Source organism: Methylobacterium sp. Leaf112 (assembly GCF_001423295.1).
Taxonomy (GTDB): Bacteria; Pseudomonadota; Alphaproteobacteria; order Rhizobiales; family Beijerinckiaceae; genus Methylobacterium.
This window is the reverse complement of the sequence record NZ_LMNG01000012.1, coordinates 356311-374232: the sequence shown is the minus strand read 5'-3', so window position 1 is coordinate 374232 and position 17922 is coordinate 356311. Positions and strand designations below refer to the sequence as shown.

The 17922-nt window shown below is 71.3% G+C and carries 18 protein-coding genes and 1 riboswitch; of the genes, 7 read left to right on the top strand and 11 right to left on the bottom strand.

All coding sequences use genetic code 11. The features are described 5' to 3' along the window. Nucleotides 1-75 precede the first annotated feature (75 nt). Nucleotides 76-1992 (bottom strand): phosphomethylpyrimidine synthase ThiC, encoded by a 1917-nt coding sequence (thiC, locus tag ASF52_RS08465; RefSeq protein WP_056170551.1) that lies wholly within the window; start codon nt 1990-1992, stop codon nt 76-78. 76 nt (nt 1993-2068) lie between these two features. Continuing rightward, nucleotides 2069-2177: riboswitch (TPP riboswitch) on the bottom strand. Between the two features lie 278 nt (nt 2178-2455). Next, on the bottom strand, nt 2456-2614 hold the full coding sequence (locus ASF52_RS22490; RefSeq protein ID WP_156630006.1) for a hypothetical protein: 159 nt from the start codon (nt 2612-2614) through the stop codon (nt 2456-2458). Nucleotides 2615-2887: 273 nt separating this feature from the next. On the opposite strand from ASF52_RS22490, the gene ASF52_RS08460 reads away from it, so the two are divergent. Next, entirely contained in the window at nt 2888-3607 is a 720-nt protein-coding gene (locus ASF52_RS08460) for a BA14K family protein (RefSeq protein WP_056170547.1), read from the top strand. Nucleotides 3608-3696: 89 nt separating this feature from the next. On the opposite strand, the gene ASF52_RS08455 is transcribed toward ASF52_RS08460, so the two are convergent. Then, nucleotides 3697-3951 carry a hypothetical protein gene (locus tag ASF52_RS08455; protein WP_056170750.1) on the bottom strand — a complete coding sequence of 85 codons (255 nt, stop codon included), beginning with the start codon at nt 3949-3951 and terminating at the stop codon, nt 3697-3699. A gap of 95 nt (nt 3952-4046) precedes the next feature. Next, nucleotides 4047-4820: a site-2 protease family protein gene (locus ASF52_RS08450; protein WP_056170542.1), complete on the bottom strand. Its 774-nt coding sequence runs from the start codon at nt 4818-4820 to the stop codon at nt 4047-4049. 143 nt (nt 4821-4963) lie between these two features. On the opposite strand from ASF52_RS08450, the gene ASF52_RS08445 reads away from it, so the two are divergent. The 3 genes from ASF52_RS08445 to ASF52_RS08435 all read left to right on the top strand — a co-directional run bounded on the left by ASF52_RS08445 (nt 4964) and on the right by ASF52_RS08435 (nt 7433). Beyond that, on the top strand, nt 4964-5806 hold the full coding sequence (locus ASF52_RS08445; protein WP_056170537.1) for an alpha/beta hydrolase: 843 nt from the start codon (nt 4964-4966) through the stop codon (nt 5804-5806). 10 nt (nt 5807-5816) lie between these two features. Beyond that, the gene (locus ASF52_RS08440) at nt 5817-6191 is read left to right on the top strand and encodes a hypothetical protein (RefSeq protein WP_056170534.1); all 375 of its coding nucleotides are present in this window, start codon (nt 5817-5819) and stop codon (nt 6189-6191) included. 135 nt (nt 6192-6326) lie between these two features. Beyond that, the gene (locus ASF52_RS08435) at nt 6327-7433 is read left to right on the top strand and encodes an acyltransferase family protein (protein ID WP_056170531.1); all 1107 of its coding nucleotides are present in this window, start codon (nt 6327-6329) and stop codon (nt 7431-7433) included. On the opposite strand, the gene ASF52_RS08430 is transcribed toward ASF52_RS08435, so the two are convergent. Then, nucleotides 7418-8284: a type 1 glutamine amidotransferase gene (locus tag ASF52_RS08430; RefSeq protein WP_056170528.1), complete on the bottom strand. Its 867-nt coding sequence runs from the start codon at nt 8282-8284 to the stop codon at nt 7418-7420. The two genes, ASF52_RS08435 and ASF52_RS08430, sit on opposite strands and share 16 nt — an antisense overlap. A 211-nt stretch (nt 8285-8495) precedes the next feature. Here ASF52_RS08430 and ASF52_RS08425 point away from each other — a divergent pair, with 211 nt between their 5' ends. Continuing rightward, entirely contained in the window at nt 8496-10691 is a 2196-nt protein-coding gene (locus ASF52_RS08425) for a transglycosylase domain-containing protein (RefSeq protein WP_056170525.1), read from the top strand. A 91-nt stretch (nt 10692-10782) separates the two neighbouring features. Here the strand turns inward: ASF52_RS08425 and ASF52_RS08420 are convergent, their stop codons facing one another. Beyond that, nucleotides 10783-11622: an aldo/keto reductase gene (locus tag ASF52_RS08420; protein ID WP_056170522.1), complete on the bottom strand. Its 840-nt coding sequence runs from the start codon at nt 11620-11622 to the stop codon at nt 10783-10785. 242 nt (nt 11623-11864) lie between these two features. On the opposite strand from ASF52_RS08420, the gene ASF52_RS08415 reads away from it, so the two are divergent. After that, nucleotides 11865-12938 carry an adenylate/guanylate cyclase domain-containing protein gene (locus tag ASF52_RS08415; RefSeq protein ID WP_056170519.1) on the top strand — a complete coding sequence of 358 codons (1074 nt, stop codon included), beginning with the start codon at nt 11865-11867 and terminating at the stop codon, nt 12936-12938. Then, a complete protein-coding gene (locus ASF52_RS08410; RefSeq protein WP_082515237.1) occupies nt 12935-13486 on the top strand; it encodes a YaiI/YqxD family protein in 552 nt (183 codons plus the stop codon). The genes ASF52_RS08415 and ASF52_RS08410 overlap by 4 nt, the downstream gene beginning before the upstream one ends. A gap of 76 nt (nt 13487-13562) precedes the next feature. Here the strand turns inward: ASF52_RS08410 and ASF52_RS08405 are convergent, their stop codons facing one another. From ASF52_RS08405 to ASF52_RS08385, 5 genes are all read right to left on the bottom strand, one after another. Continuing rightward, nucleotides 13563-13829, bottom strand: coding sequence for a BrnA antitoxin family protein (locus ASF52_RS08405; protein ID WP_056170517.1), 267 nt, complete (start codon nt 13827-13829; stop codon nt 13563-13565). A 23-nt stretch (nt 13830-13852) separates the two neighbouring features. Next, nucleotides 13853-14083 (bottom strand): hypothetical protein, encoded by a 231-nt coding sequence (locus ASF52_RS08400; RefSeq protein ID WP_056088527.1) that lies wholly within the window; start codon nt 14081-14083, stop codon nt 13853-13855. Nucleotides 14084-14460: 377 nt separating this feature from the next. Further along, on the bottom strand, nt 14461-15390 hold the full coding sequence (locus ASF52_RS08395; protein WP_056170514.1) for a DMT family transporter: 930 nt from the start codon (nt 15388-15390) through the stop codon (nt 14461-14463). Between the two features lie 77 nt (nt 15391-15467). Next, nucleotides 15468-16736, bottom strand: a complete 1269-nt coding sequence (locus ASF52_RS08390; protein ID WP_056170511.1) for an arsenic transporter — start codon at nt 16734-16736, stop codon at nt 15468-15470. A 54-nt stretch (nt 16737-16790) separates the two neighbouring features. Continuing rightward, nucleotides 16791-17915 carry a metallophosphoesterase family protein gene (locus ASF52_RS08385; protein ID WP_056170508.1) on the bottom strand — a complete coding sequence of 375 codons (1125 nt, stop codon included), beginning with the start codon at nt 17913-17915 and terminating at the stop codon, nt 16791-16793. Nucleotides 17916-17922 lie beyond the last annotated feature (7 nt).

Here is a 17922-nt window from a genome sequence, read left to right as displayed (position 1 = left end):
GGGGAAGACGGCGCACGCATCGCAAGTGTGAAGACCGGTCGGGACCGTCCGCGCATGGAAGCGGCCCCCTCCGCTCTACTCCGCCGCGTCCACGTAGAGCTTGCCGCCCTCGGCCTGGAACTCGGCGGATTTCGCCGCCATGCCGGCCTCGCGTTCGGCCTGGCTCATGGGGGTGGCCTCGCCGAGAACCTGGCCCGCCGCCTCCATGGCGAGCACCTCGGCGCGGAGATCCTGCGTGATCTTCATCGAGCAGAATTTCGGGCCGCACATGGAGCAGAAGTGCGCCACCTTGTGGGCGTCCTTCGGCATGGTCTCGTCGTGGTAGGCGCGCGCCGTGTCGGGATCGAGGGAGAGGTTGAACTGGTCCTCCCAGCGGAAGTCGAACCGGGCGCGGGAGAGGGCGTCGTCCCGCAGTTGCGCCGCCGGATGGCCCTTGGCGAGGTCGGCGGCGTGGGCGGCGATCTTGTAGGTGATCACGCCTTCCTTCACGTCGTCGCGGTTGGGCAGGCCGAGATGCTCCTTCGGCGTGACGTAGCAGAGCATGGCGCAGCCGAACCAGCCGATCATGGCCGCCCCGATGCCCGACGTGATGTGGTCGTAGCCGGGCGCGATGTCGGTGGTCAGGGGCCCGAGGGTGTAGAACGGCGCCTCGCCGCACTCCTCCAACTGCTTTTCCATGTTCACCTTGATCTTGTGCATCGGCACGTGGCCGGGGCCCTCGATCATGGTCTGGCAGCCCTTGTCCCAGGCGATTTTCGTCAACTCGCCGAGGGTCTCGAGTTCGGCGAACTGGGCCGCATCGTTGGCGTCGGCGATGGAGCCGGGGCGCAGGCCGTCGCCCAGCGAGAACGACACGTCGTAGGCCCGCATGATGTCGCAGATCTCGTCGAAGCGCTCGTAGAGGAACGATTCGCGGTGCCCGGCGAGGCACCAGCGCGCCATGATCGAGCCGCCGCGGCTGACGATGCCGGTGACGCGGCGCGCGGTGAGCGGCACGTGGGCGAGGCGCACCCCGGCGTGGATGGTGAAGTAGTCGATGCCCTGCTCGGCCTGCTCGATGAGGGTGTCCTTGAAGACCTCCCAGTCGAGTTTGAGCGGATCGCCCCCCACCTTCTCCAGGGCCTGGTAGATCGGCACCGTGCCGATCGGGACCGGCGAGTTGCGGACGATCCACGAGCGGATGTTGTGGATGTTGCGGCCCGTCGAGAGGTCCATCACCGTGTCGGCGCCCCAGCGGGTCGCCCAGACCAGCTTCTCGACCTCTTCCGCCGCCGAGGAGGTGACGGCCGAGTTGCCGATGTTGGCGTTGATCTTGACGAGGAAGTTCCGGCCGATGGCCATCGGCTCCACCTCGGGGTGGTTGATGTTGGCCGGGATGATGGCCCGGCCGCGCGCGATCTCTTCGCGGACGAATTCGGGGGTGATGAAGGCCGGCAGCGCCGCGCCGAAGCTGTTGCCGTCATTGAGCGCGTCCTGCGCGCCCTCCAGCATCGTCTCGCGGGCGAGGTTCTCACGGTGGGCGACGTAGATCATCTCTTCCGTGATGATCCCGGCCTTCGCGAACTCGTACTGCGTCACCATCTGGCCGGGGCCGGCCTTGCGGATGAGGCGCTGCGCCGGACACGGGGCCACGAGCTTGTCCTCGGGCACGAAGCCGTTGTCCTCGGGCTTGACCGCGCGCGGCGTCACCGTGGCGTAGCCGCGCTTGGCGATCCACGGATCGCGGATCAGCGGCAGGCCGGCGTTGAGGTCGATGTTGGCGTCCGTCTGCGTGTAGGGCCCCGACGGATCGTAGACCCGCACGGGGGCCTCCTTCGGGTCGCTCAGGGTCACCTCGCGGAACGGCACCCGGATGTCGTCATGCCCGGCCACCGCCGCGTAGACCTTGTGCGACCCCATGATCGGGCCGGTGGTCACCGCCTGGGGCGAGCCTTTGGGAAGACCTTGCGGAAGATCGTGGGGGAGATCCTGGGGCAAAACGGGCTTGTTCATCGGGCGTGCTCCTGGCGTGGGAGGCGACCCGGATTCGTTAGGAACAGCATTGGGTGGGGGACACCACGCAATGGCGCGGCGAAAGCATTCCCGTCCCTCCGCCGGTACGAACCGGATCAGGTTCAAGGGTCAGGGCGTCGCGCCCAATCTCAGCTCCCGGTCTCGGAGCCCCCCTCGGAATCGTTCCAGGTTCGACGCCTGCGCCCGATTTGTCAATCGTCGCAGCCGTACACGGGCGTTTCCGCCGAAAGTCCCGCCACGGTCGGTCCGCCGAGCCCTGCGACTCGGCGGCGTCGTCAAAGTCGGTTCGGCGCGGCTGTCGCGCCCATGGTGTTCAGCACTTGCTTCGGCAGAAGTCGCCGGCCTGCTGCGCCGCGATCAGGCATACCTGCTTCCCGGTCGGGTTCGGGATGGCGTTGCACGCCGCTTCGGCCAGGCCCTGGGCGGCATTGCAGGCCAGCGTTCAGAAGATCGAATCAAGCTGCTGCGCATCGGCGGTCTGCGTCTTGTCTCCGACGATATTGTGATCCTGCTTGAAGATCTGAGTGATGATCGTACGAATCTTGTCCCGCTCTTCGCCCGTCAGGCCGTTCCAGTCGGAATCATTGACTTTGATGTCCATGGGCTTGTCCTTGTGATCCCGGTCTCTGCGGCCGGTCCACCCAAGAAATAAATAACCTAAGGTTTATCACTCCATCTATTATAAACTCAAGGTAGCATTTTCGTGAGCGGAGTTCCATTGGGACCCCAGGGTCAGCCCAGACCCCGTCCGGGACCGAGCCGTCGACGGATGGAACGAACGCCAAGGTCACGGTTCGAACCTTGCGTTGACGGCAGCGTTGATCCTCCAAACGCGCCTCCGTTCCGGACCGGCGCTGCAACGCGGATCATCACCATGAATCGCATTCTCCTCGCATCGGCCGCCATGGTCGGGGCTCTCATTCTCATTCCCGCCCAGGCCGACGCGCGCGGCGGGGGCGGATTTCGCGGCGGCGGTGGCCATATGGGCGGCTTCGGCGGGGGCGGCCGTGGCTTCGGCGGCGGCGGCTTCGCGGGCGGTGGTGGGTTCCGCGGCGGCATGATGGGCGGTGGGCGCGGCGGCTTCGGCGGCCAGGGCCTAGCCGGGCGCGGGTTCGGCGGCGGTCAGGGCTTCGCGGGACGTGGCTTCGGCGGCGGCCGTGGGCTCGGCGCGACGGCGGCCGGGTTCGGCGGCGGCGCGGCGCTTGGCGGGTATCGTGGCGGCGTCGGCGGGTTCAACCGGGGCGGCTACCGCGGCGGGTTCGCCGATGACCGGGGCGGGCGCGGCTACGGCTACCGCCGCGGCTACGGCGGTCTCGGCCTCGGCGTCGGCCTGGGGCTCGCCGGTGCGGGAATCGGTTACGGCCTCGGCAGCGGCTTCTATGGCGACGATTACTACGGTGGCGGCTACGCCCCGGCCTATTACGGTGGTGGCTACGGTGCCTATGGCGGCGGCTATGCGCCGGCCGGCTACGCCGTCGAGACAGAAGTCGCCCCTCAGCGGGACGACGCCTACTGCGTCCGTCGCTTCCGGTCCTACGACCGCCAGTCGGGCACCTATCTCGGCAATGACGGCCAGCGTCACGCCTGCCCGTAGGTGATGCACGATCGAACGAAGAAGGCCCCGGCGCTCACCGCGCCGGGGCCTTCTTCGTTTCAGAAGCCCGCGTTTCAGGAACCCGCGTTTCAGGAGCCCTGGAGGCTTTCCGCGAAGTCGTCCGGCACCTCGCCGAACTGGGCCAAGATGGCGGCGCTCTCGAGTTCGCCGGTCTCGTCGTCGGCCACCACCCGAATGGCGGCGGTGCCGGGGAAGCGCCCCGCCATGGCCTCCGCCTTCTTGAAGGCGCCGCTCTCCGTGGGCGCCACCTCGCGGTCGCCCGGCACGAGGCGCTTGCGCTTGATCACGAAGGTCTGGACCAGGAACGTCGTCTTGAGGGCCATCACGGTCTCCACCGGGCGGGATCGCCTCCGGACAGGGACGCCGCCTTAGCACGAAACCCGCGCGCGCGCGGCACGCGGACGGTGGTGGGCCCGCCTCACCACAGGCGGATCAGGCGGTATCCCGCCACCACGTCGGCGGGGTCGACGCCCATCAGGGTGGTGAGCCGCAGGCTCGTCCGGAACAGAAGCCGGCTGAAGGCGCCGGAGAACAGGAACAGCACCGTCAGCACGAGGCCGGCATGGCGGGCACCCGCATCGCCCACGGCCTGCCATGCGGCGGGCACCCACGGCCGCGCGGCGGCGTAGCCGTCGAGGCCCGGGATCGGCACGAGGTTGAGGACGAGGGCCATCCCTTGGAACAGGGCCGAGACGGCGAGCACCGCCCGCAGGGTGTCCGAGTCCGGGCTCGCCAGATGATAGAGCAGCACGAAGCCGAGCAGCGCCGCGCCCGTCATGGCCGGTCCCGCGAGGGCGACGGCGCTCGGCCACAGGCGGCCGCGCAGGGCCGACAGGTCGATGCGGACCGCCCCGCCGGGGAAGCCGATGCCGCCGAGGATCGTGAACAGGACCGGCAGCACCAGGGTGGTGACGGGATCGGCGTAGCGGCGCGGATCGAGGGTGAGGGTGCCGGCCTCCTCGACGCTGGCATCGCCGCCCCGCCAAGCCGCGTAGGCGTGGCCGAACTCGTGCAGGCACAGGCTCAAGATCCAGCCCGACAGCACGAAGGCGAACCCGGCGCCCGATCCGGCGATCCAGCCGACGCCGATGGCGAAGCCGAGCCCGCTGACCAGGAGCACGATGAGGAGGAAATTGGCGCTGGCGCCGGGGCCGGTCCGGCCGAGGCTGTCCCGCGACGTGGTCTGCTGCATTCCGTTCCCCACGCCGCCCGCGATCCGTGACTCATCCGCCCCGCCATCGCGCGACGCAACATCGCTGGTGACACCGGGATGTCCAGTCCCCACCTTGCAGGGAGTTTCTTCCTCCGCCGCACCACCCGGCACGCCGGACTTCCATGCGACTTCTCCTGCTCAGCGTCCTCCTCGGCGGCCTCGGCCTCTGCGCCGCCATCCTGGGGGTGCTGGCGGTGTTCCAGCGCCACCTCATCTATCCGGGCGCGTTCTTCCCTCGGCCGGCGGAGGCCGAGGCGCGCCTCGCGCCCCCGGGCACCACGGCCCTCACCCTGACGACCCCGGACGGGGAGCGCCTCATCGGGTTCTGGCGTCCGCCCGCCCCCGGCTGCGGCGTGGTGCTGAGCTTCCACGGCAACGCCTCGGCCCCCGAGCCCCTGGCACAGCGCTTCACCGAGGGGCCGTGGGCGGGCTGGGGCGTGCTCGCCATCGCGTATCGGGGGTATCCGGGCTCGACCGGGCATCCGAGCGAGGACGGCCTCGTCATGGATGGTCTCGCCGCCCACGCCGCCGTGGCGGACCGGGCGCCGGGGGCGCCGATCCTGCTTCACGGCCACTCCCTCGGGGCCGCAGTGGCGGTGGCGGTGGGGGCCCGCGCGCCGCATCTCGGCCTCTACCTCGAAGCGCCGTTCGATTCGCTCCATCACCTCGTCGGCCTGCGCTATCCCTTCGTGCCGCGCCTGTTCCTGTGGGACACCTACCGCTCGGACCTGCGCATCGCGGACACCACCGGCCCGGTCTTCGTGGTGCACGGCCTGCAGGACGGGGTGATCCCGGTGAAGCTCGCCCGGCGCCTCGCGACCCTCGCAGGCCCGCGCGGGCATCTCGAAGCGATCCCCGGCAATCACGTCTCGATCCTGGGCGCGCGCGACGCGGCGGCGCGGGCCGTGTTTCAGCCGCTCATCCCCGGCGACGCGTGCCACGCGATGGCCGCCGCGACCCCCTGAGAGAACGCATATGGGACGACGCGAACGGCGCTGGCAGGCGGACGATCCCTCCACCCACGGGCCGCCCGTCCGCGCGCCGGTGATCTGCCCCCTGTGCGAGCGGCCGATCCCGCCCCGCGCCAAGTCGAGCCTGCATCACCTCACGCCGAAGCTGAAGGGCGGGGCCAAGGCCGGCACCGTGCGCCTGCACCAGATCTGCCATTCGGCGATCCACGCCCGCTACAGCGAGGCCGAGATCGCCCGGCGCCTCGCCGATACGGACGCGCTGCGCCAGGACCCCGAGATGGCCCGCTTCCTCGCCTGGGTGCGGACGAAGCCCGATGATTTCCACGCGGCCACTCGCCTGACCCGCACCCGCAAGTCCGCCCGGCGCGAACCGTCCTGACCGGGTTTCGGGGATTCCCTTAACCCGGCCTTCGCCACGATCTGAGGCGCCCAGAGGCGTCGCCGCCGCCGGTATCCGGGCCTTAACGAATGCGGCGGGAGGATCGCACCCGATTTGCTGGGAGCGCGCGGGGCTATGGAGCAGGGGGCAGGTGCCGGGCGGCTCGCCTGGGTCGATGTCGCCAAGGGGCTGTGCATCGTCCTCGTGGTGATGATGCATTCCACCCTGGGCACCGGGGAGGCCATGACGCCGCCGGATCTGGCCGCGGCGGGACTCGTGAGCGAGGGCTTCGTCCACCACGTGGTGGCCTTCGCGAAACCGTTCCGCATCCCGGATTTCTTCCTGCTGTCGGGCCTGTTCCTCGGGCGGGTGATCGACCGGGACTGGCGCCTGTTCGCCGACCGCCGGGTGGTGCACTTCGCCTACTTCTACCTCCTGTGGGTGGTGATCCAGTCCCTCGCCAAGTACGGCGCCATCACCGAGGGGGCGGGTCCGGGCGCCTTCGCGCAGCACCTCGCCCTGGCCCTCGTGGAGCCGTACTCGACCCTGTGGTTCATCTACCTGCTGGCGGTGTTCTCCGTGGTGACGAAGCTGCTGCGGCGGGTGCCGTGGCCCCTGCTCCTCGGGGCCGCCGCCGCCCTGCAGGTCGTGCCTGTGCACACGGAGAGTTACCTCCTGGAGGAGTTCTGTTCGCGCTACGTCTGGTTCGTCGTCGGCTACTTGTTCGCCGAGCGGATCTTCGGGTTCGCCGCCCGGGTGCGGGCCCATCCGCGCGCAGCCCTCGCCGGTCTCGGGCTCTGGGCCTTGGTCGAGGGCGTGCTGGTCTTCACGCCCTCGGGCGGCACCGCTCACCCGACCCTCGCGAGCCTGCCCGGCCTGAGCCTCGTCCTGGGCGGCGTCGGGGCGCTCGCCATCGTGGCCGGCGCGTCGCTCCTGACCCTGGCCGGCGGTCCGGTGACGGCGGCCCTGCGCGCCTGCGGCAGCCGCTCCATCGCCATCTATCTCGGGTTCTTCCTGCCCATGGCGCTCACCCGCACCCTCATCGTCAAGACCGGGGCGATCACCGATGTGGGCTGGGCCAGCCTCGTCGTTACCCTCGTCGCCGTGCTGGTGCCCCTCGGCCTCGAGCGCCTGGTCCGGCACACCCGGCTGTCGTTCCTCTTCCGCCGCCCGGCCGCCTTCCACATCGTGGCCGAGCGCGCACCGGTCAGGTCGGGGCTGGCGCCTCAGGCGGCGGCCTGACGGGGCATCGCGATCAGGTCGAGGAAGTTGCCGATCTCGCGGCGACGGTCGGCGTCCTGCAGGATCTGCGCGTCGAGGCGGTGGCGGGCGAGGATGTCCGGATGCCCGGCGCGGTCGGCGTGGAGGCGGGTGAGGTCGTCGGCGAAGGCCGCCACCGCCGCCTCGTCGGCGCATTGGCCGTCCGCGATCATCTCCGCTGCGCTCATCCGCAGCATGATGCCGAGGACGTCGAGGTCGGTCTCGGGGTGGTACTGCGTGCCCCAGAACACGCCCGGCCCGTGCGCGATGGCGATGGCCTGGATCGAACAGGCGTTGCTGGCGAGCAGGGTGGCGTGGGCGGGCAGCCGCAGCACCGCGTCGCCGTGCACCGCCGGGGCGTCGAAGCGGTCGGGCCGGCCGGCGAGCAGGGGGTGGGCGCGCCCGGCCGGGGTCGGCGCGAGGTCGCGGGCGAAGCCGTACTCGCCGCCCTTCGGGTTGGGTCCGGCCTCGCCCCCCGTCGCCACGGCGGCGACCTGCATGCCCCAGCACGAGCCGAAGACCGGAAGGCCGGCGGCCAGAGCCGCCCGCATGAGGTCGATCTGGCGGGTCACCGCCGGGGAGCCGTCGGCGAGCTTGAGGGTCGAGCCCGTCATCACGAGACCGGAATAGGCGGAGAGTTCCGTGCCCTCGGGCAGGGCCGCATCGGCATCGGCCGGGCTGACGAGCGTACAGGTGCAGGCCGCCCCGCCGCGCGCCCGGGCGATTTCGCCGAGGATCGCCGCGTAGGATTCGGCCGAGGTCGACCCGGTGGCGTCGGTGTGCCGGGCACGGCCGTCGCGGTCGTTGCCGTCGGCGACGAGGAGGTTGAGCATCGCGGGGTCCTGGCCGGAAGGACACGGAAAACGGCGCGCGGGCCGGGCCGTTCCGGTTCGGGGACCGGGCGCGTCGCCGCACGCCCGAGCGGACCCGGGGGGCAACCGTCGCCATTCCGGCAGCGCTAAGGAACCCTTAAACCCGCCGTATTTACCGTGCGGAACCGGGGCACGCCCACGGGTGGGATTGTTCGGGACTGAAGCGGGGCGCATGGCGAAGGGACGCGGACGCGACGGGCGGGGTGAGCCGAACTTCGACGTGCCCGAGGGGCGCGCGTCGGACCCGGCCAGCCTCGACCTGCGCCTGTCGCGGGCCGATCGCGCAGGGGGCGGCGTGGCACGACGGGCAACCGAGACCAAGGGACGGCGCGCCGAGGCACCGGAGCGCGCCGCGGCGCCCGCGAAGGCGCGCCCGCGAAAAGCCCGGCGGCGCTCGCTGCTCGGCCGCTTCGTCTATGCGGGCGTGGTGCTCGGCCTGTGGGCCTGCATCGGCATCGCCGGGCTCGTGGCCTACCACGCTTCGCAGCTGCCCCCCATCGACCAGCTGGCGGTGCCCAAGCGCCCGCCCAACATCGCGATCCTGGCGAGCGACGGCTCGCTGCTCGCCAACCGGGGCGAGACCGGCGGCCGGGTGGTGGGCATCAAGGAATTGCCGCCGTACCTGCCGCGCGCGTTCGTCGCCATCGAGGACCGGCGCTTCTACGCGCATTTCGGCGTCGATCCCGTGGGCATCGCCCGGGCGATGGCCCAGAACATCACCCGCCGGGGCGTGTCGCAGGGCGGCTCGACCCTGACGCAGCAGCTCGCCAAGAACCTGTTCCTGACCCCCGAGCGCTCGGCCTCGCGAAAGATCCAGGAGGCGATCCTGGCCCTGTGGCTGGAGCACAAATACACCAAGGACGAGATCCTCGAACTCTATCTGAACCGGGTCTATTTCGGCGCCGGCGCCTACGGCGTAGAGGCGGCGGCGCAGCGCTACTTCGGCAAGCCCGCCAAGGCCGTGACGCTGGCGGAGGCCGCGATGCTCGGCGGCCTCGTCCAGGCGCCGTCGCGACTGGCGCCGAACCGCAACCTGCCCGCCGCCCAGGCCCGTGCCGCCCAGGTGCTCGCCGCCATGGAGGATCTCGGGTTCGCCAAGCCCGCGGACGTGAAGGTGGCGCTGGCGCAACCGGCCCGGCCGGCGGGCGCGCGGGGCGGCGGTTCGGCCAATTACGTCGCCGACCTCGTCATGGACGTGCTCGACGACTTCCTGCCGAAGTTCGAATCCGACATCGTGATCGCCACCACCGTCGACACCACCCTGCAGGCGGCGGGCGAGAAGGCCCTGGTTGACGAGCTCAACCTCAAGGGCGCGAAGTTCAACGTCGGCCAGGGCGCCCTGGTCTCCCTGCGGCCGGATGGGGCGATCCGCGCCCTGGTGGGCGGGCGGGACTACGCCCAGAGCCAGTTCAACCGCGCCACCACGGCCAAGCGCCAGCCGGGCTCGGCCTTCAAGCCGTTCGTCTACCTCGCGGCTTTGGAGCACGGCCTGACCCCCGACACCGTGCGGGAGGACGCGCCGGTCAACATCAAGGGCTGGAACCCCGAGAACTATTCGCGGGACTATCGCGGGCCCGTGACCCTGCGGGACGCCCTGGCGCTCTCCCTCAACACCGTCGCCGTGCGCCTCGGCCAGGAGGTCGGCCCGAGGACCGTGGTGCAGACGGCCCAGCGCCTCGGCATCGCGTCGCCGCTCCAGGCCAACGGCTCCATCGCGCTCGGCACCTCGGAGGTGACGCCGCTGGAACTCGTGGGCGCCTACGCGACCTTCGCCAACGGCGGCACGGGCGTGATCCCGTACGTCATCGCCAGCGTGAAGGCGGCCGACGGCAAGGTTCTCTACAAGCGGAAAGACGGCGGCCTCGGCCGGGTGATCGAGCCGAACGCCGTCTCGATGATGAACGCCATGATGCACGAGACCTTCGTGACCGGCACGGCGAAGAAAGCCGAGGTGCCGGGCTGGGATCTCGCCGGCAAGACCGGCACCAGCCAGGACTTTCGCGATGCCTGGTTCGTCGGGTACTCCGCCACCCTGGTGACGGGGGTCTGGCTCGGCAACGACGATGGCGAGTCGACCAAGAAGGTCTCGGGCGGCAACCTGCCGGGCGAGGTCTGGAAGGCCTACATGACCACGGCGCTCAAGGGGCAGACGCCGGTGATGCTGCCCGGTGCCAAGAGCTGGCGCAACCGCGCCCCCGCCGAGGCCCCGGCCACCACGGGCGCCACCGGGGGACCGGGCGGCGTCCTCGGCGCCCTGCTGGGCGAGCCCCAACCCGCCCCGCGCGTCGCCGCCGCCGCCCCGCGCCGCGCCGGCCCGAGCCAGGACGACCGGAACTTCCTCGAGAAGCTGTTCGGGGTCGGGGAGTAGCGGAGGCGTCCGGCACCCTGTCGATGGGGATCACGATAGCGAAGAACCGGCGTCCCCGGGGCGCATTCCATGCGCCCTTTCTCCACCGACCTTACAGCATCGGCAGATGGCGCGGGCGGGGCCCGCGCGGGAACGCGGCGTCGAGGGCGGCGATCTCGGCGGCCGAGAGCACGAGGTCACCGGCCGTCGCGTTGGCGACGGCGCGATCCGGCGAGGCGGTCTTGGGGATGGCGAAGACGCCGTCGTGGCGGGTGAGGAAGGCGAGGGCCACGGCATGCGGGGTCGTGGCGTGGGCCTCGGCGATGCCGGCGAGCACCCGGCCGCCCCGGCTGCCGGGATCGGGGAAAGCCCCGCTGCCGAAGGGCGAGTAGGCCACCAGGGCGACGCCGTTGCGCCGGCACCACGGCGCGACGGCGTGTTCGATGGCGCGCTCCTGCAGGTGATACAGCACCTGGTTGCACGCGATGGCCCCGGGGCCCGCGAGGTGCAGCACCGCATCGAGGCCGTCCACGTCGAAGTTGCTCAGGCCCCAGGACAGGATCTTGCCGCTCGCCTTCAGGGTCTCGAACCCCGCGATCGTCTCCTCCAGGGGGTGGGAGCCCGGCCAGTGCAGGAGATAGCCGTCGAGGCGGTCGGTGCCGAGCCGCTGGAGGGAGCGCTCGCAGGCCGCGATGGTGCCGGCGCGCGAGGCGTTCGACGGCAGCACCTTGGAGACGAGGAACACGGTCTCGCGCCGGCCCGCGATGGCTTCGGCGACGAGGGGCTCGGCGTCGCCGTACATCTCGGCGGTGTCGATATGGGTCATGCCGGCATCGAGCCCGGCGCGAAGGGCGGCCAGTGCCCGGGCGCGGTCGTCGTCGTCGAGGCGCCAGGTGCCCTGGCCGATCACCGCCACGTCGCGGCCCGTGCCGCCGAACCCGCGTTGCCTCATCGTCCCGACCTTTCCCCGTTGCGTCCATTCCCAACGCGGCCGGGCGGCATTCGACGCAGCCGAGGCGGCGCGGCCATACTGGCGCCATCATGCGACGGTGTGCAGGGGGCGTACGGTTCCGCTTCGACAGCGCCGCCCGCGTGGCGCCGGCACCATCGCGAGGGATGTCCCGTGGGCAGTGCCGCTCCGTTCCCGTCCCGCGCCGAATCCCGCCACACCTTCCGCATCCCGGATCACGCCTGATGCTGCCGCAGCACCGCTGGTTCTGGGTTCTCATCCTCGTTGCCTGCGGCGGGGCGGGCCTGCTCTACAACGTCCTGTTCGCCGGGGGCGCGACCCCGCTCGCCGGACTCGCCTACGGCCTGTGCGTCGGCGCCACCACCCTGGCCTTCGACCGGGGCCTGATCCTCGGCGGACTCCAGGTGCGGATGCGGCGGTTGCCGGCGAAATTCTACGTGCCGGCCGCCGAACTCGCCTACGTGCTCATGATCGCCGCCGGCATCGCCCTCGGCGGCCTCGTGGTCTGGTCGCTCGGGCTCACCGACGACGATCTCTCCCATGCGATCAAGATCACCCCCCGGGTGCTGGCCTACAGCCTCGCCGTCTCGGCGCTCCTCGTCTTCGTGATCCGGATGCGCGACCTCATCGGCGGCGAGGTGTTCGTGAACTTCCTCGTCGGGCGCTACCACCGCCCGGTGCGGGAGGAGCGCATCTTCCTGTTCCTCGACGTCGTCGGCTCGACGGCGTTCGCCGAGACCCACGGCGACCTGACGGCCCAGGCCTATCTCGGCGCCGTCTTCGCCGCCATGGCCGAGCCCGTGCGCCGCAACAGCGGTTCCACGGACGACTACATCGGCGACATGGCGATGATCACGTGGCCCATGGCGCGCGGCCTGAAGAACGCGCGCTGCGTCGCCTGCGTGTTCGACGTGATGGACCGGATCGAGTCGGAGGCCGAGGCGTGGCGGGCGCGATTCGGCACGGTGCCGCGCCTGCGGGCGGCGCTGCACGGCGGCTCGGTGGTCACGGCGGAAGTCGGCGTCGACCGCCACAAGATCGCGTATTTCGGCGACGCCGTGAACGTCACCGCCCGCATCGAATCCCTGTGCCGGCCGCTCGGCACCGAGATCCTCGTGTCGGACGATCTCCTGGCGCGCCTGCCCTACCTGCCGGCCGGCATCGCCGCCCGGTCCCTGGGGGCGCATGCCCTGCGCGGACGCGGCCAGCCCATGAACGTCTCGACCCTGGAACGCATCGTGCCGGTGACGCGGACGGAACCGGTCGTCCTCCCCCGCCGCACGGTGGCGGCCCGATGAGCGACGCGCCGGAGAACGATGCACCGAAGAACGGAACTTCGGAGAACGGCACTTCGGAGAACGAGGCCCGCACGATCGTGGTCTACATCGATGCCGATGCCTGCCCGGTCAAGGACGAGACCTACCGGGTGGCGGGGCGCCACTGCCTCACCGTGGTGGTGGTCGCCAACAGCTTCCTGCAGGTGCCGCGGGAACCCTGGATCGAGCGCGTGGTGGTGAGCGACAAGTTCGACGCCGCCGACGACTGGATCGCCGAGCGGGCGCGGCCCGGCGCCATCGTGGTCACGGCCGACGTGCCGCTCGCCGCCCGGTGCGTGAAGGCCGGCGCCGAAGTGATCGCGCCGACGGGAAAGCCGTTCAGCGAGAACTCCGTCGGCATGGCGCTCGCCACCCGCAACCTGATGCAGGATCTGCGCGAGGCCGGCGCCATTACGGGCGGCCCGAAGCCGTTCTCGGCCCGCGACCGCTCGGCCTATCTCGGCACCCTCGACCGCGTCGTGATGCGGCTGAAGCGCGGCGGGTTCGGCCAGGGCCCGGCGTCGGCCTAAAGAGGCCGAAGGCGGCCTTCACAAGCCGACGGCAGCCTTCCAGGCCGACGGTAACCTAAGAGGCCGACGGCAACCCTCAGAGACCGACGGCGGCCTTGAGGGCGGCGTTGACGCGGTCCTGCCAGCCGGGGCCGTCCTTCTGGAAGTGCTCCAGCACGGCGCGGTCGAGGCGCAGGGTCACCATCTCGCGCGCACCCGGCACGGCCGGGCCTGCCTGGGACGTCGGGGCGGGGCGGGCCGGTGTGGCGGGCGCCGCCTCGGGGGCCTTGGTGGTCGCGGCCTTGAAGGCGGCCTCGGCCGCCTGACGGGGGTCGCTCGGACGACGGGAGCGCTCGAATGCCATGGGTCGATCCTCCGGCGCGGGTCTCAGGACGAGCGCTTGCGCTTCGGCGGCGCGGCGGCGGCCGCCGCGGCCTTGGCTTCCGCGTCCGCGGCTTCCTTGGCGAGGCGCAGGGCGCGCAGTTTCACGGTGCGCTCGTCGACGGCTTTGACGGAGGCGATATGCTCGGCCATGGCCTCGGCGCCTTCCTTGGCCATCCGCTCGGCCCGCTCGGCACGCTCTTCGGATCGGGTCCGGGCGTCGGTCTCGTCGCTCATTGCATTCCTATCCTCGACCCCTCCTGAAGGATCGCGCACGGCTGCGAGGGCGGGCCGCAGCGCGAGGAACGCGCGCGGCTCTGCGACCGTCGAGGCCACGACACGCACCGGATGGACCGCGCATGGGCGACGGTCGCGCGGCGGAGGGGCTAGTCCACACACCTTCGCGCGGATCGGCTTCAGGCGGGATGGTTCCGTTTAGCACGGTGCGGCCGGAAAAGGCCAATGGTCCCGGTGCTTATCCGCACTTAAACCGCACGTTCGGCGACGAAAACAGGACGAATCTGCGTGATCCGCCCGCCCTTTCGCGCTTCCTGGTCTGCGGCAGGCGCGGCCGGGCACGGGCCGCGCCTGCCGCTCGACCGGGGGCGTCCCGGTCAGAACAGCGAGATGAGGACGATGCCCGCCACCATCAGGGCGGCGCCGCCGAGCCGCGACGGCCCGGCCTTGACCTGGCGCATGCCGACCCAGCCGAAATGATCGAGGGCCACCGAGGTCAGGAGATTCGCCGTGATGAGCAGGCCGTTGAAGGCGCCGGCCCCCACCTTGTCAACGAACAGCAGGCCGCCGAACACCGCCACCGCGCCGGTGATGCCGGCAAGCGGCATCCACCAGCGCACGCCGGCGACGTCCTTCCGGGTCGGCAGAGGGGTGGGCCGCAGCAGGAAGACGAGGGCGAACACGAACACCACGGGCAGGAACGACACCGTCGCGGCGAGCCACGGGTTCACGAGGGCGCCGCGCAGCCCGGCGTTCCAGACGACGCCCACCGCCTGCAGGATGCCGGCGCCGACGATGAAGGGATAGAGCAGCTTCGGGTTGAGGCCGTGCCCCTCGGCCTTGCCGTCTTCCTTGTCCGCCGTGGTGCGGGCGATGAACACGACGCCCACCGCCATCAGCAGCCCGCCGAGCCAAGGCATCACCTTGAACCCGCCGGCCTGGAGCCCGAACAGCCCGAACGCGTCCATGGCCAGCGACGCCAGGATGTTGGCCGTCAGCGTCAGGCCGTTGAAGGGGCCCGCCCCGACCTTGTCGATGAAGGCGAGGCCGCCGAACACCGCCACCGCGCCGGCGACGCCGCCGAGCGGCGCGTACCAGGGCATCTTACCGAGGGTCTCGAGGGTCGGGAGCGGCGTCGGCATCACGAGGAACAGGGTCGCGAACACGAACACGATGGGCAGGAACGATACCGTGGCGGCGAGCCACGGGTTCACCAGCCGGCCGCGCAGCTGCGCGTTCATGGAATTGCCGAGCGCCTGGAGGGCGCCCGCGACGAGGATGAAGGGATAGAGGAGGGCGGGGTTCACGGGCGGCCTTGGGGCGGGAGTTCGAGGAAGCGGAAGGCGGTCGGACGAGCCGAGGCCGTCCCACAGGACGCAGGCCGTCAGACGAGCAGGAGGCCCGCGAGCGCCAGGATCAGGGCCGGCGGCATCACCAGCAGGCCGAGCTTGAGGAAGCGCCAGAAGCTCACGTCCTGGCCCTCGCGGCGGATGGCGGTGAGCCACAGGATGGTGGCGAGCGACCCCGTGACGGAGAGGTTCGGACCGATGTCGATGCCGATGAGGATGGCGCCGGCGATCCGCTCGGACACGTCCGCCGCCTGGACCGCAGCCCCCGCGATGAGGCCGGCGGGCAGGTTGTTGACGACGTTGGAGAGCACGCCGACGAGGAGGCCGCCGCCCCAGGCCGCCTGTCCGGGCGAGGCCTCGGCCACCGCCTTCAGCCAAGCGACGATCATCGCCAGCACGCCGGTCTTTTCCAGGGATTCGACGAGGATGAACAGGCCGGCCACCAGGGGCAGCACGCTCCACGACACGTCCTTCACCACGTCGACGGCGCCGCCGCGCTTGATGGCCAGCACCACCAGGGTGGTGGCGAGGCCGGCGCAGAAGGTCGGCAGGCCGAGTTCCAGGCCGTAGGCGGAGGCGGCGAGCAGGACGCCCGCCGTGGCGACGATGCCGGCGCCCGCGACCTTGCCGGTGCCCGACAGCCGCACCGCCTCGACGTCCCGCGCCACGGTCTGCGCTTTGAGTGCCCCGTTCTGGGTCAGGCGTAGGACCGCGTAGGTGGCGAGGATCGCCAGGGCCGACGGCAGCGCGAACCGGGCGAGCCACTGCATCAGCGGCGGCATGTGGGTGGCGTAGACGACGAGGTTGGCCGGGTTCGAGATCGGCAGGACGAAGCTCGCCGCGTTGGCGATGAAGGCGCAGATGAACAGGTAGGGCAGCGGGTTCTCGACCCGGGCCGCCTTGGTGGCGGCGTAGACCGCCGGGGTCAGCACCACCGCGCAGGCGTCGTTGGAGAGGAACACCGTCACCACGGTGCCGACGAGGTAGACCAGGAGGAACAGCCGGGTGGCCGAACCCCCGGCGGCCCGCACCGCGATCCTCGCCAGCCAGTCGAACAGTCCCTCCTGCCGGGCGACCTCCGAGATCAGCATCATCCCGACGAGGAAGAGGTAGACGTCGGTGCCCTTGCGCACGCCCTCCCAGGCGGTCTCAGGCGAGATCAGGCCGAGCAGCACGAGGGCGGCGGCCCCCAGCACCGCCCAGACGGCCTCGGGCCACGCGAACGGACGCACGATCACCCCGAGGGTGGCGAGCCCGGCGATGATCCAGGTGGCGAGATGGGGCGTCATCGGTAGAGCGAACATGATCGGGCTGGTCCGTCGAGGCACTGGGAGGCGGCGTGGGGGTCGGGCGGGTGCCTACCAGGGCCGGCCGTTACGGTTGGGACCGAGCTGCGTGCCGAGGATCCCCTTCTCGGGCCAGGCGCCGACGGCGTCGGCATCGCTGCCGAGGCCCTTCGAGACCGGGATGCCGGCCGCATCCCGGGCGGGCTCGACGGCATCCTCGTCCGTGCCGCCGGCCGCGTCCTCCGCCCGCACCACGAGGCGGCGGGCGTGGTGGGGGAAGGCGATGCGGGCCCGGTAGCGCCGGTCGCCCTCGGCCCGAACCATCGCCTGCCAGGGACCGCCGTCGACGCTGACGCTGCAGGCGGCGACGGGAGCCGCGCCGAGGACGAGGGCGCGGACCTCGAGGGTCTCGCCGACGATGTGCTCGGGATGCGCCGCGTCGTGCGCGAGGCGGCGGTCGGCCGGGGCGGTGACGAGGACGAAGGGCCAGGGCCGGACCAGGTCCTTGAAGCGCCAGCTCACCACGCCCCGGTCGATGGCGGCGACGGCGTAGCCCACGGGGCCTTCTTCGATCTGTCCGGTCGAACGGGTGGCGGCGAACACTGTTCGACCGTCGTTGGCGAGCTCGTTGTAGTGGGTGTGGCCCATCTCGACGAGGCGGACCCGCCCGTTCGAGACGAGGTGCGCCACGCGCTCCGCCTCGCCGTCGCCCGCGAGGTCGGCCGGGTAGGTGTGCATGAACAGGGCGCAGTCGCGGGCTTCCCGATCGGCCTGCACCAGTTCGTGCTCCAGCCAGGCGAGCTGCGCTTCGCCGAGGCGGAAGTCGGGTCCGCCGGAACCGGGGCCGCTCATGTCGAGGAACAGGCAGCGGAGGCCCGACACGTCGATGGCGTAGGGCAGGGGCCGCGCGTCGAGGCCGGCATGGAACGCGTCGAGGCTGCCGCCCTCGACGTCGTGGTCGCCGGTGATCACGTGGACCGGCAGACGCAGCCGGTCGAGGCCCGCGCGCACGAGGGCGTATTGCGCGGGCGTGCCGTTGTCGGCGTTGTCGCCCGGCAGGTAGACGAAATCGAGCCCGTCGGCGGCGTTGATCTGGTCCACGATGGCGGTGAAGTCGCGGGCGTTGGGCGCGTCCGCTTCGGTGAGGTGCAGGTCGCCGATATGTGCGAAGGCGAGTAGGTCGTCGCGGGCCGACATGGAAACC